The following is a 15,898-nucleotide window of genomic DNA, read 5'->3' on the forward strand; positions in this document are numbered from 1 at the left end:
CGGTGCCCTGGAGGGGGCCGCTCATCCCGCGGCTTCGCGCGCGCCGGCCTCCCGCTTCTTCTTGGCCTTCCGCTCCCGCCGCTCGGCCTCCTCCGGGCTCTCCTCGCTCAGCCGGTTGAGCTCGCTGCGGATGAAGTCGCGGGTCGCGAGCTCGCCAATGGCGACCCGCAGCGCGGCGAGCTCGCGCGCCAGGTACTCGGTGTCCGCGCGGGTGGTCGCGGCGCGGGCCCGGTCCTCCTCGGCCTGCACCCGGTCGCGATCGGCCTGCCGGTTCTGGGCCAGCAGGATCAGCGGCGCGGCGTAGGCGGCCTGGGTGGAAAAGGCCAGGTTGAGCAGGATGAACGGGTAGGGGTCCCACTGCAGCCGGACGGCGAAGACGTTGAGGGCGATCCACACGACGACGATCACCGTCTGGACGGCGAGGAAGCGTCCGGTGCCCAGGAACCGCGCGATCGCCTCGGCGAACCGGCCGACCGCGTCCGGGTCGAGCCGGAGATAGCTGCCGAGGCCGCGTGCCGCGCCGCGGGGGACGTCGAGCCGGCGGCCGTCAGCCACGGCGGGCCCGCTCGCGCCAGTCCTCGGGCAGCAGGTGGTCCAGGATGTCGTCCACGCTCACCGCGCCGACCAGCCGGCCCTGGGGGTCGACCACCGGCGCGGCGACCAGGTTGTAGGTGGCGAAGTAGCGGGTGACCTCGGCCAGCGGCGCCTCGGGCCGCAGCGGCTCGAGGTCGTCGAGCACCCCGCTGACCAGGCTCGAGGGTGGCTCCCGCAGCAGTCGCTGGATGTGCGCCAGGCCCAGGTAGCGGCCGGTCGGGGTGGCCGACGGAGGCCGGCACACGTACACCTGGCTGGCCAGCGCCGGGGACAGCTCGGGCTCGCGGACCCGGGCCAGCGCCTCGGCGATCGTGGCGTCCGGGGTGAGGATCACCGGCTCGCTGGTCATGATCCCGCCGGCGGTGTCCTCGGAGTACTGCAGCAGCTGGCGCACCGGCTCGGCCTCGTCGGGCTCCATGAGCTCCAGCAGCCGGTTGCGGTCGACGTTGGACAACTCGGCGAGCAGGTCCGCGGCGTCGTCGGGGTCCATGACCTCCAGCACGTCGGCCGCCCGCTTCTCGTCCAGGGTGCCGAGGATGGTGATCTGGTCGGCCTCGGGCAGCTCGCCCAGCACGTCGGCCAGCCGCTCGTCGTCGAGCGCCTCGGCGACCTCGTGCCGCCGCTTGATCGGCAGGTCCTGCAGCGCGTGGGCGACGTCGGCGGCGTTGAGCTCGCGGTAGGTGGCGATCAGCGTCTCCGCACCCTGGCCGGTCTGCGGTAGCGCCAGCCCGGTCACCTCGTCCCAGGCCAGCTGGTGCAGCTGCCCGCGCCGGCCGAGCCGGCCCGGCTCCTGCACGGCGAGCCGGGAGAGCACCCAGTCGCCGGTGCGGTTCTGCTCGATGCCGGCGTCGACGACGGTCGCCGGGCGGCCGGTCTCCGCGACCTGCACCCGGCGGTCGAGCAGCTCGCCGAGGACCAGGGTCTCCCCGCGCCGCTGCTCGAAGCGCTTGAGGTTCAGCGTGCCGGTGGAGAGCACCACCGACCCGGGGTCCAGGGCGGTCACCCGGCCCATCGGCACGAAGATGCGGCGGCGGGCGACGACCTCGACGACCAGGCCCAGCACGCGCGGCGCCGCCGTCCCGACCCGCAGCGCCACCACCACGTCGCGGACCTTGCCGACGCGGTCGCCGTTGGGGTCGAACACGGGCAGCCCGGCGAGCCGGGAGACGTACGCCCTGGTCGCCGTCGTCACGGGTAGCGAGGCTACCGTCGGGGCGTGTCGCCCTCCGGTGCAGCGCTCGAGTACGAGGTCGTCGACGTGTTCGCGCCGGGGCCCTTCGCCGGCAACCCGCTGGCCGTGGTGTTCGACGCCGACGGGCTGAGCACCGGGCAGTGCCAGGCGCTGGCCAACGAGTTCCACCTGTCGGAGACGTCGTTCCTCTCCGCGCCGACCGTGCCCGGCGCCGACTACCGGGTGCGGATCTTCACCCCCTACGCCGAGCTGCCCTTCGCCGGGCACCCGAGCGTGGGCGCGGCGTCGGTGCTGGCCCGGGCCGGCCGGCTGCCCGCCGGGGCGCTGCGCCAGGAGTGCGGCGTCGGCGTCCTGGACGTGGTGGTCGACGACGAGGGCGCGACGCTGTCCGGCGCGCGGCCCACCCTCGAGGACGGCCCCGGTCCGGTGGCGGTGGCCGAGGCGCTGGGGCTCGCGGCCGCCGACGCGGTCGGGCTGCCCGCGCACGTCGCCGGCTGCGGCCTGCCGTTCACGTACCTGGCGGTGCAGCCGCCGGTCGTCGACCGGGCCGACCCCGACCACGTCGCCCTGGACGCGCTCGGTCTCGGGGAGGGCGTCTCGGTGCTCTCCTGGGACGGCGCGACCGCCACCGCCCGGGCGCGGGTCTTCGCGAAGGACCTCGCCTGGGGTGAGGACCCGGCCACCGGTTCGGCCGCGCTGGGCACCGGCGTCTGGCTGGTCGCCGTCGGGCTGCTCCCGCCGGAGGGGACGTCGTCCTACGTCGTGCACCAGGGCGAGGCGATGGGCCGCCCGTCGGAGCTCGCGTGCACGGTCACCGCCTCGGGGGGCCGCGCGGTCGCGGCCACCGTCCGCGGCGCGGTGGTGCCGGTGGCGCGCGGACGCATCCGGGTGCCTTGAAGGACCCCCTGGCCCCCCGCCCCTCGCAGGCTCGCGGCGGGCCCCTGCAAGGGGGCCGGACGGCGCCGGCCGGGGCCGCCGCTGCCTGGGCGGTGCACCGGCCCGGCGGGCGGGACGTCGGGCTCATGGCGGTCGCCGTCGTCGGCGTCTCGCTGTCGGCGCCGCTGACCACGGTGCTGGCCGCGCCCATGCTCGCGCTCGCGTTCTGGCGCAACCTCGGCGGGGCGGCGGTCCTGCTGCCGGTGCTGCTCGTCCGCGAGCGCCGGGCGCTGGGCGGGCTGCGCCCGCGCGACCTGACCAGCTCGGTCGTCGCCGGCCTCTTCCTCGCCGCGCACTTCGCCGCGTGGCTGCCCAGCCTGTCGATGACGACGGTCGCCGCCTCGACGGCGCTGGTGACCACCACGCCGATCTGGACGGCGCTGGCCGCGCGGGTCAGCGGGGTGCGGCTGCCCGCCGCGACCTGGTGGGGGCTGGTGCTGGCCGTGCTCGGCGTGGCGCTGATCGCCGGGGTCGACGTCACGGTCAGCCTGCGCGCCCTGGCCGGCGACGGGCTGGCGCTGCTCGGTGCGATCTGCGCCGGTGGCTACGTGCTGGCCGGGGCCCGCGCCCGGCAGCGGCTGTCCACCTCGGCGTACGCGGTGGTCTGCTACTCCGTGTGCGCCGCGGTCGTCGCCGTCGCCGCCGTCGTGGTGGGCAACCCGCTCGTCGGCTTCGCCGCCCGGGACTGGCTGCTCATCGCCGCCATCACGGTCTGCGCCCAGTTGCTCGGGCACACCCTGTTCAACCTGGTGCTGTCCGCGGTCGGGCCGACGATGGTCAGCCTGGTGATCCTGCTCGAGGTGCCCGGTGCGCTGCTGTTCGCGCTGGTGCTGCTGCGGCAGGTGCCCCAGCTGCTAGCCCTGCCCGGTGTCGCCCTCGTCGTCCTCGGTGTCGCCCTCGTCGTCCGGGCCAGCCGCCCCGCGAGCCTGGCCGAGCCGGGCACCTGAGGGCGCGCGGAGGCCGTCGCTACTCTCCGGTAGCAACCCGACCTCACCCCTCACCCCCTCAGCGGAGGCACCGTGGCCGAGCTCCGATCCCGCCGTTCCAACCTGGCCGTGCCGGGCAGCAACCCCCGGTTCCTGGAGAAGGCCAAGGGCCTGGGCGCCGACCAGGTGTTCCTCGACCTGGAGGACGCCTGCGCGCCGCTGGCCAAGCCCGGTGCCCGCAAGAACATCGTCGCCGCGCTCAACGAGGGCGGCTGGGGGAAGAAGATCCGCACCGTCCGGGTCAACGACTGGACGACGGAGTGGACCTTCCAGGACGTCCTCGAGGTCGTCGGCGGCGCCGGCGCGAACCTGGACTGCATCATGCTGCCCAAGGTGGCCGACGCCGCCCAGGTGCAGGCGCTGGACCTGCTGCTCACCCAGCTCGAGAAGGCCCACGGCCTGCCGGTCGGCCGGATCGGCATCGAGGCGCAGATCGAGACCGCGCAGGGCCTGATCAACGTCAACCAGATCGCGTTCGCCAGCCCGCGGATCGAGACCATCATCTTCGGCCCGGCCGACTTCATGGCCAGCATCAACATGAAGTCCCTGGTGGTCGGCGCCCTGCACCCGGACTACGCCGGCGACCCGTTCCACTACATCCTCATGCAGATCCTCATGGCCGCCCGCGCCCGCGGCGTGCAGGCCATCGACGGCCCCTTCCTGCAGGTGCGCGACGTCGAGGCCTTCAAGGAGGTGGCCAAGCGGTCGGCGGTGCTCGGGTTCGACGGCAAGTGGGTGCTGCACCCTGGCCAGGTCGACGCGGCCAACGAGATCTACTCGCCGTCCCAGGCCGACTACGACCACGCCGAGCTCATCCTCGACGCCTACGACTGGGCGACCTCGGAGGCCGGCGGCAAGAAGGGCTCGGCGATGCTCGGCGACGAGATGATCGACGAGGCCAGCCGGAAGATGGCCCTGGTCATCGCCGGCAAGGGCCGCGCCGCGGGCATGCAGCGCACCTCGACGTTCACCCCGCCCGAAGGCTGAGGCCTGAGCTTCCCGCGCTGAACGTACCGACGCGGCGGCTTGCTCGGGGAACCGAGGAGCCGTCGCGTCGTCGTTGCCGCACCGGGGGACGGCCGACCGTGCCCGGTGTCGGGTCGTGGTCGCGTACTCCACCACGACCCGTCGCAGGACGAGTGTCGGCGCGCGGTGCCGGGACTGTCGCGCCGGTAAGGAGTGCGGACCCCGGGGGATGCGATCCCCCGGGGTCCGCGCCACTTACGACTCAGCGATCAGTAGCCGTGAGCCGACTTCCATGCCCGGACGGCGTTGGTCCAGACGGACTCGTCGCTCACCACGCGCATCCCCGCCGTCGGAACCGGGTAGGCCCCGCCGCCGAGCCAGACGATCGTGGAGGGGTTGTTCGGGCACGCCGAGTCGTCGACCACCGTCCCCGGCGGCAGCGTCATCGAGCCCTTGCCGTTCAGGGACACCGAGTCGACCTTGAAGATCGAGCACTTGATGACCACGCGGTTGCCGGAGGTCGACCACTTGAACAGAGTGTTCTCGCCCATGACGACCTGGCCGTCCTCGACGTGCGGGGTCTCGTAGAGCCCGATCAACATGTGGTCGAGGACCAGCGTCTCCGAGGCCGGCGTCGGCCAGGAGCGGTCGCTCGAGGGCCGCTCGGAGATGCCGGTGTTGCACTGTTCCCACAGGTTGTCGTACAGCACGCCGCCGACCGTGTAGTCGTTCTCCATGCAGTCGTCGCGGATCCGCGACAGGTAGGTGCCCTCGACGTGGAACGTCGCGTTGTTGGCGTTGACCGCGGACTCCTGCGGCTTGATGCCGTCCTCGACGTTGTCGCAGCGGACATCCCGGACCTGCATCGACTCGCGGGCGATGATTTTCACGCAGGCGGCGTTGAACTCGTCGTGGTAGTACTGCCAGGTCTGGTCGTCCTCAGCCTGTCCCCGGATGGTGCCGCCGACAACACAGGTGTTCAGCGCGGCGTCCCCGGTGCCGACCGCGAACACCGACTTGGTCGCCGGGTACGCCGTTGAGGTGACCCCCGACAGGTCGTAGGTGACGTCGTCCGCGGGTGCCTTCGCCTCCCACTGCTCTCTCAGCGTCGTGCCGGCCGGGTAGGGGCGGACGACGTCGCGGCCGTTGGCCTCACACGACCCCATGGAGGGCGTGCTGCCCGACGTCGTAGGTGGAGTCGGCGCCGGTGACGTCGCCGCCGTGCCGGAGCTGTACTCGATGTGAAGGGCGGGGGCCTTGGCCGCGCCACCTTCGTACGACTCGGCGGTGCGCGTTCCGGTGCCCGTCACGACGACCGCGAGCGCGTTGCCGCTCGCCCAGCCCGGGCGGGACACGATCTGCTGTACCACCGGCGACAGGTCGGGGGTGCGCTGCTCGGCGCCACGGGCGCCGACCGTCGACCAGGGCGCCGGGGCCCACGTGACCTTTGCCGTGGTTCGCGGCCGGGAGGAGACGTTCTTCGATCCCGTCGTGAACGCGGCCGCGTTGTCAGCGGCCTCTCCCCGGATGGTCAAGTTCGCGTTTGCGGTAGTGACCTCGTCGGCCTGGAACTGGATCCAGGCCTTGGTGATGGTGGCCCCCGCCGGAATCGACACCCCGGTGAACCGCAGACCGACGGTCTGCGCCGTCGAACCGTCTGCACCGAGATTCAGGTCGCCGCCTGCCAGCGAGATCCTGGTGGGGGACTCTTCCGCGTCGGCTGCGCCGGTTCGCACCGGGACGTCCAGCACGGAACTGGTCGCGGACGACGCGATACCGGTCGTGCCCAACGTTGCGACCGTCAGCGTCAACATGATCGACGCGAGCGTGATCGTGCGTTTCATATGGCCTTGGATCCTTTGCGTCGGCTCATGCCGCGGCCTGAGGCGGGCACTCACCGCTGTGGGGGAGGAGATGTGCACCGAGCACGCTACGTAGCGAGACGAGCCGCCCAAGTAGCGAATAGCCGACCTGGCAAAGACCTTCAGGCGTGTCGTGGGGCCGCTACGGGCTCGTGACCTGGGGGGTCAGGCCGCGCCCGGGGTCCGTCCGCGGGTAGCGGATGTGACGAACCTCACGTCTCGGAGCGTTGTACTCCCGGCGCGTTACGTACCGACGCGCCGTCATGGACACGCGAGACAGGGTTGCCGCGCCTCAGCGGGAGCCACGACAGCCGTATTCGTGCTGGGGGTGGTCCCGCAGATTCGCCGGTGGCCACTGATCGGGTGCGTCCTCGGCAGGGACGTGCTGGCACCGGAACGAGGTCGCCGGCACCCGGATCGGGCGGTTCGGGATACTCCCCGGTAACTCGGACGCCGGAGTCCCTGGAGGAGCGACGCGATGACCCGCCTGGCGCAGACCGCCGACCTGACCGACATCCAGCAGGAGATCCTGTCGACGGTCAGGACCTTCGTCGACAAGGAGATCATCCCGCACGCGCAGGCGCTCGAGCACGCCGACGAGTACCCGACCGAGATCGTCGAGGGCTTGAAGGAGATGGGCATCTTCGGGCTGATGATCCCCGAGGAGTACGGCGGACTCGGCGAGTCGCTGCTGACCTACGCGCTGGTGGTCGAGGAGATCGCGCGCGGCTGGATGAGCGTCTCCGGCGTCATCAACACGCACTTTATCGTCGCCTACATGGTCATGCAGCACGGCACCCGGGAGCAGCGCGAGCGCCTGCTGCCGCGCATGGCGACCGGCGAGGTGCGCGGCGCGTTCTCGATGTCCGAGCCCGGCCTGGGGTCCGACGTCGCCGGCATCCGCACCAGGGCGGTCCGGCAGGCCGACGGCGACTACGTCATCGACGGCCAGAAGATGTGGCTGACCAACGGCGGCAGCTCCACGCTGGTCGCCGCGCTGGTGCGCACCGACGAGGGCGCCGAGAAGGCGCACCAGAACCTGACGACGTTCCTGGTCGAGAAGCCGGCCGGCTTCGGCGAGGTCGTCCCCGGGATCACCATCCCCGGCAAGATCGACAAGATGGGTTACAAGGGCGTCGACACCACCGAGCTGGTGTTCGACGGCTACCGGGCCCAGGCGTCCGACGTCCTCGGCGGCGTCCCCGGCCGGGGCTTCGCCCAGATGATGGACGGCGTCGAGGTCGGGCGGGTCAACGTCGCCGCCCGCGCCTGCGGCATCTCCATCCGGGCGTTCGAGCTGGCCATCGCCTACGCCCAGCAGCGGGAGACCTTCGGCAAGCCGATCGCCCAGCACCAGGCGATCGCCTTCTCCCTCGCCGAGATGGCGACCAAGGTCGAGGCCGCGCACGCGCTGATGGTCAAGGCCGCGCGGCTCAAGGACGCCGGCCAGCGCAACGACGTCGAGGCCGGCATGGCCAAGCTGCTGGCCAGCGAGTACTGCGCCGAGGTGACCACCCAGTCGTTCCGCATCCACGGCGGCTACGGCTACTCCAAGGAGTACGAGATCGAGCGGCTCATGCGCGAGGCGCCGTTCCTGCTCATCGGCGAGGGCACCAGCGAGATCCAGAAGACGATCATCAGCCGGGGCCTGCTCAAGGAGTACGCGCTCAAGCGCTGAGGACTCGACCGCCGCGGTGCGCCCTCCGGAGGCCCCCTGCGGGGTCCCGCCGCGAGCGTGCGAGCGGCGGGGGCAGGGGGTCCTCCTTCTCAGCTCTCGCCGTCGGCCGGCTCCGCGAAGGTGACCTCGACCCGGTCGACGCCGAGCGAGCGGGCCAGGCCGGTCAGCATGTCGCGGGTGTTGGTCTCGGCACGGTCGCGCAGGTCGCTCGCGGCGGCCGCGGCGGCCAGCTTCTCCTCGGCCAGGGCGTAGACCTCGCTGTCGTCGACCGGGTTGTCGCCGAGCGCGTCGCCGACCCGCTCGAACAGCCCGCGGTCGCGGTCGAGGACCCGGCTCTCCGCCGGGTCGATGCGGACCTCGCCCAGCCGCGGGGCGGGCAGCTCGATGGTCGCCGAGGTGCCGTCGGGGGAGAGGGTGACGGCGCCGTCGTCCAGCCCCTCGAAGTCGACGTAGGCGTCGGCGGTGCCGGTGGCCAGGAAGCTGACCCGCTCGCCGCTGATCACGTCCGGCACGTACCGGGTGTCGAGCTCGCGGTCGATGACGACCTGGAAGGTGCCGGTCGCGGCGTGGTACTCCGCCATGTCCTCCAGCGCCAGCAGCAGCGGGGGAGTGCTGCGGTCGACGACGTCCTGACCCAACGGGTCGTCGGGCAGCCAGTCGGCCACCTGGAAGCCGACGGGCACGAGCACGGCCAGGCCGATGCCCGCGGCGACGAGCTTTGCGCGCACACGACGGCGCGGGGCCGGGTCTCCGAGGACGGGGCGGTTCTGCAGCAGCGTGGGCATGCGCGCGGCCTCTCGGCTCGGGGTCGGGCGTGCGGGAGCTCACCTGTTCAGCGATCGGGGCGCGCCCGCCATTCCCGACACGCCGGCACCCCGCGGGAACAGGGCCGGCCGGCGTCGGCGAGGCTTCCGGACATGAGAGCCGTCGGGGTGACCGCGTTCGGTGGGCCGGAGGCCCTGCACGTCGTCGACGTCCCGCCGGAGCCGCTGGGCCCCGGCAAGGTGCGGCTCCGGGTGACCGCGGCCGCGGTCAGCCCGACCGACACCCACCTGCGCGAGGGCGCCTACGCCGGACGCGACCGGGTGCAGGAGTTCCCCTACGTCCCGGGGATGGACGCCGCCGGGGTGCTCACCGAGATCGGCCCGGACACCGACACCGACCTGCGGGTGGGCGACCGCGTGATGGCGATCGTGCTGCCCTCGGGCGCGCACGGCGCCTACCGCGAGGACCTGGTGCTGCCGGCCGCCTCGGTGACCCGATCGCCGGCGGGCAGCACCGACGCCGAGGCCTCGACCCTGCCGATGAACGGGCTCACCGCGCGGCTGGCCCTGGACCTCATGGGGCTGCGGCCCGGCCGGGTGCTGGCGGTGACCGGCGCGGCCGGGGCGCTCGGCGGCTACGTCGTCCAGCTCGGCAAGGCCGACGGGCTCACCGTCGTCGCCGACGCCTCCGAGGCCGACGAGCAGCTGGTGCGCGATCTCGGCGCCGACGTCGTGGTCCGGCGGGGGGACGACGTCGCCGACCGGATCCGCGCCGAGTTCCCCGACGGCGTCGACGGGCTGGCCGATGGCGCGGTGCAGGACGCGCGGGTGCTGCCGGCGGTGCGGGACGGCGGGGCGGTGGCGACCGTGCGCGGGTACCGCGGCGACGGCTCGGGCCGGGTCGCGGTGCACCCGACGCTGGTCCGGCGGGTCGCGGAGGGCCGGGCGGCGCTGGACCGGCTGCGGCAGCAGGCCGAGGACGGCGTGCTGACCCTCCGGGTGGCCCGCACGATGCCGGCCGAGCAGGCCGCCGAGGCGCACCGGCTGCTGGCACGCGGCGGCGTCCGCGGCCGGCTGGTGCTCACCTTCTGAGCTGCCGGGCCCCGGCGACCGTGCGAGGGTCGCGGGCGTGAACGGCGCACAGGCACTCATCCGCACGCTGGTCGCCGCCGGGGTCGACGTCTGCTTCGCCAACCCCGGCACGTCGGAGATGCACTTCGTCGCGGCCCTCGACGACGTGCCGGAGATGCGCGGTGTGCTGACGCTGTTCGAGGGCGTCGCCACCGGCGCCGCCGACGGCTACGCGCGGATGGCCGGGCGGCCGGCGGCCACGCTGCTGCACCTGGGTCCCGGGCTGGCCAACGGCCTGGCCAACCTGCACAACGCCCGCCGCGGAGGGGCGCCCATGGTGAACGTGGTCGGCGACCACGCCCGCTCGCACAAGCGGCTGGACGCGCCGCTGGAGTCCGACCTCGACGCGCTGGCCGGGGCGGTGTCGGGCTGGCTGCGCCGCTCGTTGTCCCCGGCCGACGTCGCCGCCGACGCCGCCGAGGCCGTCGCGGAGTCCGCCCGGCGCGGCATCGCCACGCTGGTGCTGCCGGCCGACGTCTCGTGGGAGGACGGCGCCGAGCCCGCGCAGCCGCAGCCGGTGCGCCCGGCTCCGCAGGTCGCGCCATCGGTGGTGGACGGCGTGGCCGCGGTGCTGCGCTCCGGGGAGCCGGCGGTGCTGTTCCTCGGCGGGGACGTCGTCGCCAGCGAGGCCGCGCTGCTGGCCGCGGGGCAGGTCGCCGCGGGCACCGGCGCGCGGCTGCTGGCCGAGACGTTCGCACCGCGCACGGTGCGCGGCGCGGGCCTGCCCGACGTCCCCAAGCTGCCCTACCCGCCGGAGATGGCGATCGCCGCGCTGGCCGGCACCCGCCACCTGGTGGTGGCCGGGGCGACGTCGCCGGTGCACTTCTTCGGCTACCCGGAGGGGCCGGGGACGCCGGTGCCCGAGGGCTGCACGGTGCACGTGCTCTCCGCTCCCGGCGAGGACGGCGCCGCCGCGGTGCGGGCGCTGGCCGGGGTCGCGGCCCCGGACGCGCGCGCGGAGCTGCTGGAGGCGTCGCGGCCCGAGCTGCCGGGCGGGGAGCTCACGCCGCGGGCGGTGTCCGCGGTGGTCGGTGCGCTGCTGCCGGAGCGGGCGGTCGTCGTCGACGAGGTGCTGACCTCCGGCGTCGGGCTGGCCGAGCTGACCGCCGGTGCGCCGCGGCACGACTGGCTGGCGCTCACCGGCGGGGCCATCGGCGACGGGCTGCCCATGGCCGTCGGTGCCGCGGTGGCCTGCCCGGACCGGCCGGTGCTCGCGCTGCAGGCCGACGGCAGCGCCATGTACACCATCCAGGCGCTGTGGACGATGGCCCGCGAGCAGCTCGACGTCACCGTCGTCCTGTACGACAACGGCTCCTACGCGATCCTCGAGCACGAGCTGTCCCGGGTGGGCGCGGCGGAGGACGGCAAGCGCGCCGGCGAGCTGCTGCACCTGGGTCGGCCGTCGCTGGACTTCGTGTCGCTGGCCGCCGGCATGGGTGTGCCCGCCACCCGGGCCGCGACCGCCGAGGAGCTGGCCGAGCAGCTGCGGGCGGCGCTGACCGCGCCGGGTCCGCACCTGGTCCAGGCGGTCCTGCGCGGCTGACGTCGCGGAGCCGAGGGGGCTCAGCCGGTCGCGCGGTAGAGCGTGTACGCGCCGAACAGGCGGTGCACGTGGGTCCCGGTCGCCGCGACGTCCCGGAACCCGGCACGGACGAGCAGGTCCGGGACGTCCTCCACGGCGTGCTCCCGGGTGAACCGGTGCCGGTGGCCCCGGTCGCCGGCACCGCCCACGTCCATCAGGTGCAGCGCACCTCCGGGCCGCAGCACCCGGCGCACCTCGCGCACCGCCGCGTCCCGCTGGTCGGCGGGCACGTGGTGGAGCATGAACGAGGAGAGGACGACGTCCACGCTGTCATCGGCGTAGGGCAGTTCCTCGGCATGGCCGCGGTCGAGCTGCACGGTCAGCCCGCGGCGGCGGGCCTTGCGGTGGGCGCGGGCCAGCCCGGCCAGGTCGGGGTCGAGGCCGACGACGAGCGCCGCGGGCTGGGCCCGCTTGGCCGCGAGCAGCAGGTTGCCGGTGCCGCAGCCGATCTCCAGGACGCGCTGGCCGGGCCGGAGGGCGGCCTGGTCGAGCAGCCGCCGGTGGAGCCGCCGGACGCCGGCCAGCGGGGTGAGCGGGTCGTAGAGGGGCAGCAGCCACGCCTGCCTCATCCCGGGCAGGAAGTCGCGCTCCTCCCGGTCACCGCCGTCCGCAGCCGCGCGCTGCCGGTCGTGCCACCCATGCCGATCACCTTCGCCGTGGACCGTCCCCGGTGACCACCGCCACCCTCGACCGTCACGCGGGGGACGGCAAGGAGGCGGTGACCGCCGCGGTCGCCGCCGACGACGGAGCCGTCCTCCCACCTGGCGGGGGCCGTCCCCGGCCGTGAGCATGGGGGCCTGGGACGACACGGGGAGGCCGGGATGGACGCCGCTGCGCTGCGGGACCTGCAGGCACCGATCAAGCAGGGCTACCGGGACGACCCGGCGTCCGCGTGCGTGACCATGCACGCCGAGGCCGCGTTCGCCGACCCGGGCATCACCTGCACCGTGCAGACCTGGGCCGGCCCCGCCCGCGCCGGGCTGCACCCCTCGACCGGCGGCGACGGCAGCGACGCCTGCTCCGGCGACATGCTGCTGCAGGCCCTGCTGGCCTGTGCGGGGGTGACGATGCGCAGCGTCGCCACGGCGATGGGGATCGAGATCCGCTCGGCGCGGCTCACCGCGCGGGGCGACATGGACGCCCGCGGGACGCTCGGCGTCTCGAAGGAGACGCCGGTCGGACTGGGTGCGATCACCGTGGACGCCGAGCTGGACACCGACGCCGACGACGCCACCCTGGCCCGGCTCGGGCAGCTCACCGAGCGGTACTGCGTGGTCGCCCGGACGCTGGCGCAGCCGCCGCACCTCACCGTCCGCCGCGCCTGACCCGACCCGTCCGGGGCCCTCCCCCCAGCGGGTCAGTCCGCCCGCCCGGCGCTTCCCCGGCGCGGCAGCGGCTTGGTCGACTGCCGTCCAGGGCCTGCCGAACGCGGCCCGCGGGCTGCCGCCGGGACGGCGGGACGACACGGGGGAGCGGGATGACGGGCGACAGCTGTGCCGGTCGAGCGGACGGCGGTCCGCGGGGGAGTCGCGCGACCCGCGGCCCCGGAGCACCGCTTCCGGCGCGACATCGAGGGTCTGCGGGCCGTGGCCGTCGGCCTCGTCCTGCTCGACCACGTGTTCGGGTGGCCCTCGGGCGGGTTCATCGGCGTCGACGTCTTCTTCGTCATCTCCGGCTTCCTCATCACCGGCCTGCTGGTCCGCGAGCGGCAGCGCACGGGGCGGATCTCGTTGCGCGCTTCTACGTGCGCCGGGCCCGCCGGCTGATGCCCGCGGCGGTGTCGACGCTGGTCGTCACCACGCTCGCGGCCTGGGTGCTCTTCGTCGACGGCCGCTTCTGGAACACCGTCAGCGACGGTCTGTGGGCACTGTTCTTCGGCGCCAACGTCACCTTCGCCCGGCAGGGCACCGACTACTTCCAGACCGACGCCGCGCCCTCGCCGTTCCAGCACTTCTGGTCCCTCGCGGTCGAGGAGCAGTTCTACCTGCTGTGGCCGGTGCTGGTCCTCGCCGTCTTCGGGGTCACGGTCGGCCGGCGCGGGCGCGCCGCCGTCCTCGGGCTGGCGATGCTGGCGGTGACGGCGGCGTCGTTCGCGTGGTCGCTGCACGCGACGGGCACCTCCCCGGAGACCGCCTACTTCTCCACGTTCACCCGCGCCTGGGAGCTGGGGGTCGGCGCGGTGGTCGCCGTCACCGCCGCGCGCCTACACCGGCTCCCGGCCTCGCTCCAGGCGGTGCTGGCCTGGACCGGCCTGGCCGGCGTCGTCGCCTCCGCGTTCCTCATCACCGCCGGCACGCCGTTCCCCGGCTCCGCGGCGGCGCTGCCGGTCCTGTCGACGGCGCTGCTCGTGGCCTTCGGCGCGGCACCCGGCGGGCCGGGCGTGCGGTGGGCGCTGGGCAGTGCGCCGGCGCGGTTCCTCGGCCGCATCTCCTACTCGCTGTACCTGTGGCACTGGCCGGTGGTCGTCGTCCTCGCCGCCGTGCTGGACCCCGAGTCGGTGGCCTACTACGCCGTCGTCCTGGTGCTGTCGCTGGCGCTGGCGACCATCTCGTACTCCGTGGTGGAGCAGCCGGTGCTGCACTCGGGCTGGCTGCTCCCGCGGGCGCGCCGCACCCCGCACCCGGCGGCCCCGCGCGTCCACCGGCGGGCCCGCGCGGTCGCCGGTGCTTCGGCGGCCACCGCGATCGTCGTCGCCGCCGCGCTGCTGGTGGTCTCCCCGCCCGGCCAGCTCGACCCCCGCGCCGCGGCCGCGGCCACCGCCGCCCTCCGGGCCGAGGCCGAGGCGCGCGCGGCCGCGGAGGACGGCGGCGCCGCGCTCGACCCGCTCACCTCCGAGATCCGGGCGGCGTCGGTGGCGCTGACCTGGCCGAGCGACCTGTCGCCCAGCCTCGACGACCTGCCCGACTACCTGCGCGAGCAGTGGTCCGAGGGCTGCTTCGACGTGCGCGAGGACAACGTGGCCGAGTGCGTCTACGGCGACCCGGCCGCGCCTCGGCAGGCGGTCGTGCTCGGCGACTCGATCGCCGGCGCCTGGCTGCCCGGGATCGTCTCGGGCCTGACGCCGCAGGGCTGGTCGGTGCAGACGCTGTCGATGGGCCGCTGCCCCAACGTGCTCGAGATGACGCTGGCCGGCGGCCAGCCGTTCACCGAGTGCGCCGAGCACCGGCAGTAGGCGCTGGGCTGGATCGCCGAGAACGGCCCGGACCTGGTCCTGCTCAGCAACGCCTACGACGCCGAGCTGGCCGACCCCGCGCTGGACCGGACGGCGGTCTTCCGCGACGGGCTGACCTCCATGGTCGAGCAGATCCAGTCGTCCGGCGCCCGGGTCGTCGTCCTCGGGGCGCCGCCGGAGACGGGGAACCTGCAGTCGTGCGCGAACGGGCTCAGCGAGCCCGCGGACTGCCTGGAGGCGCCGAGCCGGGCGTACCTGGCGTCGCTGGCGACCGAGGCCGAGGTGGCGGAGGCGACCGGCGCCACGGCGGTCGACCCGCAGCGCTGGTTCTGCGCTGACGACCTCTGCCCCGCCTTCATGGGCAGCACGCCGGTGTTCGCTGACGGGGTGCACATGACGGCGGAGTACTCGGAGCGGATCGGCGCCTCCGTCGCCGCCGCCCTGCTGGAGACCTGAGCCGGCGCAGCTCAGCGACCGGCCCGCACCGGGCTGTGCCCGGCCTGCTCGGCCTTGCCCACCACGCGGGGCGGATGGCGAGGGTCCACCGACCCACGTGCGGGCGGACAGAGGTGGTCTACGCACGCTCCACCGCTGCTTACTCCTGGAAGCCGCGGTGGAGGTTGCCGGGACCGACTCATGAGGCGGCCGGGCGACCGGGGATGACACCCGACCGGGTGGGCCGGTCGGCTCCGTCGTCCACAGATCGTGGCGACCGGCGCCCGCGGACGGCCGCGTTCTCCTACTGTCCGTCGTCGTCCTGACCGAGCGTGACGACGGGGGTGCCGTGCCGACTGCGACCAGTGCGCTGGAGGTCGTCGACGGCGAGGTGCGCGAGCTGATCCGCCGGCGCGGGTTGGACCCGTTCACCGACCCCGGGCCGGTCCGGCTGAAGTGACCCCCGTCAGGCGCACACCTCGTTCTGTGTCAGTTGCATGGTCTCGTAGTCGGTGGGGCTGAGGTTGCCGAGCCGGGAGTGCCGGCGGCGGGTGTTGTAGAAGCCCTCGAGGTAGGAGAAGACCTCCATCTCCAGCTCGT

General features: G+C 74.2%; 14 protein-coding genes and 1 pseudogene. 9 read left to right on the forward strand and 6 right to left on the reverse strand.

The genetic code is table 11. From position 1 onward, the window contains the following. Positions 1 to 21: 21 nt before the first annotated feature. Both ACI78Z_RS20325 and ACI78Z_RS20330 read right to left on the reverse strand, forming a co-directional pair. Positions 22 to 555, reverse strand: coding sequence for a DUF1003 domain-containing protein (locus ACI78Z_RS20325; protein WP_457038348.1), 534 nt, complete (start codon positions 553 to 555; stop codon positions 22 to 24). Continuing rightward, on the reverse strand, positions 548 to 1,786 hold the full coding sequence (locus tag ACI78Z_RS20330) for a magnesium transporter MgtE N-terminal domain-containing protein (protein WP_457038349.1): 1,239 nt from the start codon (positions 1,784 to 1,786) through the stop codon (positions 548 to 550). The genes ACI78Z_RS20325 and ACI78Z_RS20330 overlap by 8 nt, the downstream gene beginning before the upstream one ends. Before the next feature lie 24 nt (positions 1,787 to 1,810). Here ACI78Z_RS20330 and ACI78Z_RS20335 point away from each other — a divergent pair, with 24 nt between their 5' ends. The 3 genes from ACI78Z_RS20335 (at position 1,811) to ACI78Z_RS20345 (ending at position 4,695) form a co-directional block, all read left to right on the forward strand. Then, complete coding sequence (locus ACI78Z_RS20335) at positions 1,811 to 2,683, forward strand: PhzF family phenazine biosynthesis protein (protein ID WP_457038350.1); 873 nt, start codon at positions 1,811 to 1,813, stop codon at positions 2,681 to 2,683. A 125-nt stretch (positions 2,684 to 2,808) separates the two neighbouring features. Next, positions 2,809 to 3,669, forward strand: coding sequence for a DMT family transporter (locus tag ACI78Z_RS20340; protein ID WP_457038351.1), 861 nt, complete (start codon positions 2,809 to 2,811; stop codon positions 3,667 to 3,669). Positions 3,670 to 3,741: 72 nt separating this feature from the next. Further along, positions 3,742 to 4,695, forward strand: coding sequence for an HpcH/HpaI aldolase/citrate lyase family protein (locus tag ACI78Z_RS20345; RefSeq protein ID WP_457038352.1), 954 nt, complete (start codon positions 3,742 to 3,744; stop codon positions 4,693 to 4,695). 248 nt (positions 4,696 to 4,943) lie between these two features. Here the strand turns inward: ACI78Z_RS20345 and ACI78Z_RS20350 are convergent, their stop codons facing one another. Then, the gene (locus ACI78Z_RS20350) at positions 4,944 to 6,518 is read right to left on the reverse strand and encodes a hypothetical protein (RefSeq protein WP_457038353.1); all 1,575 of its coding nucleotides are present in this window, start codon (positions 6,516 to 6,518) and stop codon (positions 4,944 to 4,946) included. A gap of 496 nt (positions 6,519 to 7,014) precedes the next feature. Here ACI78Z_RS20350 and ACI78Z_RS20355 point away from each other — a divergent pair, with 496 nt between their 5' ends. Further along, positions 7,015 to 8,214: an acyl-CoA dehydrogenase family protein gene (locus tag ACI78Z_RS20355; RefSeq protein ID WP_457038354.1), complete on the forward strand. Its 1,200-nt coding sequence runs from the start codon at positions 7,015 to 7,017 to the stop codon at positions 8,212 to 8,214. A gap of 89 nt (positions 8,215 to 8,303) precedes the next feature. Here the strand turns inward: ACI78Z_RS20355 and ACI78Z_RS20360 are convergent, their stop codons facing one another. Continuing rightward, positions 8,304 to 8,999: a DUF4230 domain-containing protein gene (locus ACI78Z_RS20360; RefSeq protein ID WP_457038355.1), complete on the reverse strand. Its 696-nt coding sequence runs from the start codon at positions 8,997 to 8,999 to the stop codon at positions 8,304 to 8,306. A 132-nt stretch (positions 9,000 to 9,131) separates the two neighbouring features. Here ACI78Z_RS20360 and ACI78Z_RS20365 point away from each other — a divergent pair, with 132 nt between their 5' ends. Then, complete coding sequence (locus ACI78Z_RS20365; RefSeq protein ID WP_457038356.1) at positions 9,132 to 10,070, forward strand: NADP-dependent oxidoreductase; 939 nt, start codon at positions 9,132 to 9,134, stop codon at positions 10,068 to 10,070. A gap of 37 nt (positions 10,071 to 10,107) precedes the next feature. Beyond that, a complete protein-coding gene (locus ACI78Z_RS20370; protein ID WP_457038357.1) occupies positions 10,108 to 11,652 on the forward strand; it encodes an acetolactate synthase large subunit in 1,545 nt (514 codons plus the stop codon). A gap of 20 nt (positions 11,653 to 11,672) precedes the next feature. On the opposite strand, the gene ACI78Z_RS20375 is transcribed toward ACI78Z_RS20370, so the two are convergent. Next, positions 11,673 to 12,260 (reverse strand): class I SAM-dependent methyltransferase, encoded by a 588-nt coding sequence (locus ACI78Z_RS20375; protein WP_457038358.1) that lies wholly within the window; start codon positions 12,258 to 12,260, stop codon positions 11,673 to 11,675. A gap of 252 nt (positions 12,261 to 12,512) precedes the next feature. Between ACI78Z_RS20375 and ACI78Z_RS20380 the strand changes: the two genes are divergently transcribed. The 3 genes and pseudogenes from ACI78Z_RS20380 (at position 12,513) to ACI78Z_RS20390 (ending at position 15,319) form a co-directional block, all read left to right on the forward strand. Beyond that, positions 12,513 to 13,016 carry an OsmC family protein gene (locus tag ACI78Z_RS20380; RefSeq protein WP_457038359.1) on the forward strand — a complete coding sequence of 168 codons (504 nt, stop codon included), beginning with the start codon at positions 12,513 to 12,515 and terminating at the stop codon, positions 13,014 to 13,016. 168 nt (positions 13,017 to 13,184) lie between these two features. Then, positions 13,185 to 13,457: an acyltransferase family protein gene (locus tag ACI78Z_RS20385; RefSeq protein ID WP_457038360.1), complete on the forward strand. Its 273-nt coding sequence runs from the start codon at positions 13,185 to 13,187 to the stop codon at positions 13,455 to 13,457. Beyond that, positions 13,457 to 15,319 (forward strand): annotated as a pseudogene (locus ACI78Z_RS20390) (acyltransferase family protein). The gene ACI78Z_RS20385 and the pseudogene ACI78Z_RS20390 overlap by 1 nt, the downstream one beginning before the upstream one ends. Positions 15,320 to 15,764: 445 nt before the next feature. On the opposite strand, the gene ACI78Z_RS20395 reads toward ACI78Z_RS20390, so the two are convergent. Beyond that, positions 15,765 to 15,887: an IS3 family transposase gene (locus tag ACI78Z_RS20395; protein ID WP_457037642.1), complete on the reverse strand. Its 123-nt coding sequence runs from the start codon at positions 15,885 to 15,887 to the stop codon at positions 15,765 to 15,767. Between the last annotated feature and the right edge of the window lie 11 nt (positions 15,888 to 15,898).

The sequence above is a fragment of the Geodermatophilus sp. SYSU D01176 genome, assembly GCF_054050015.1.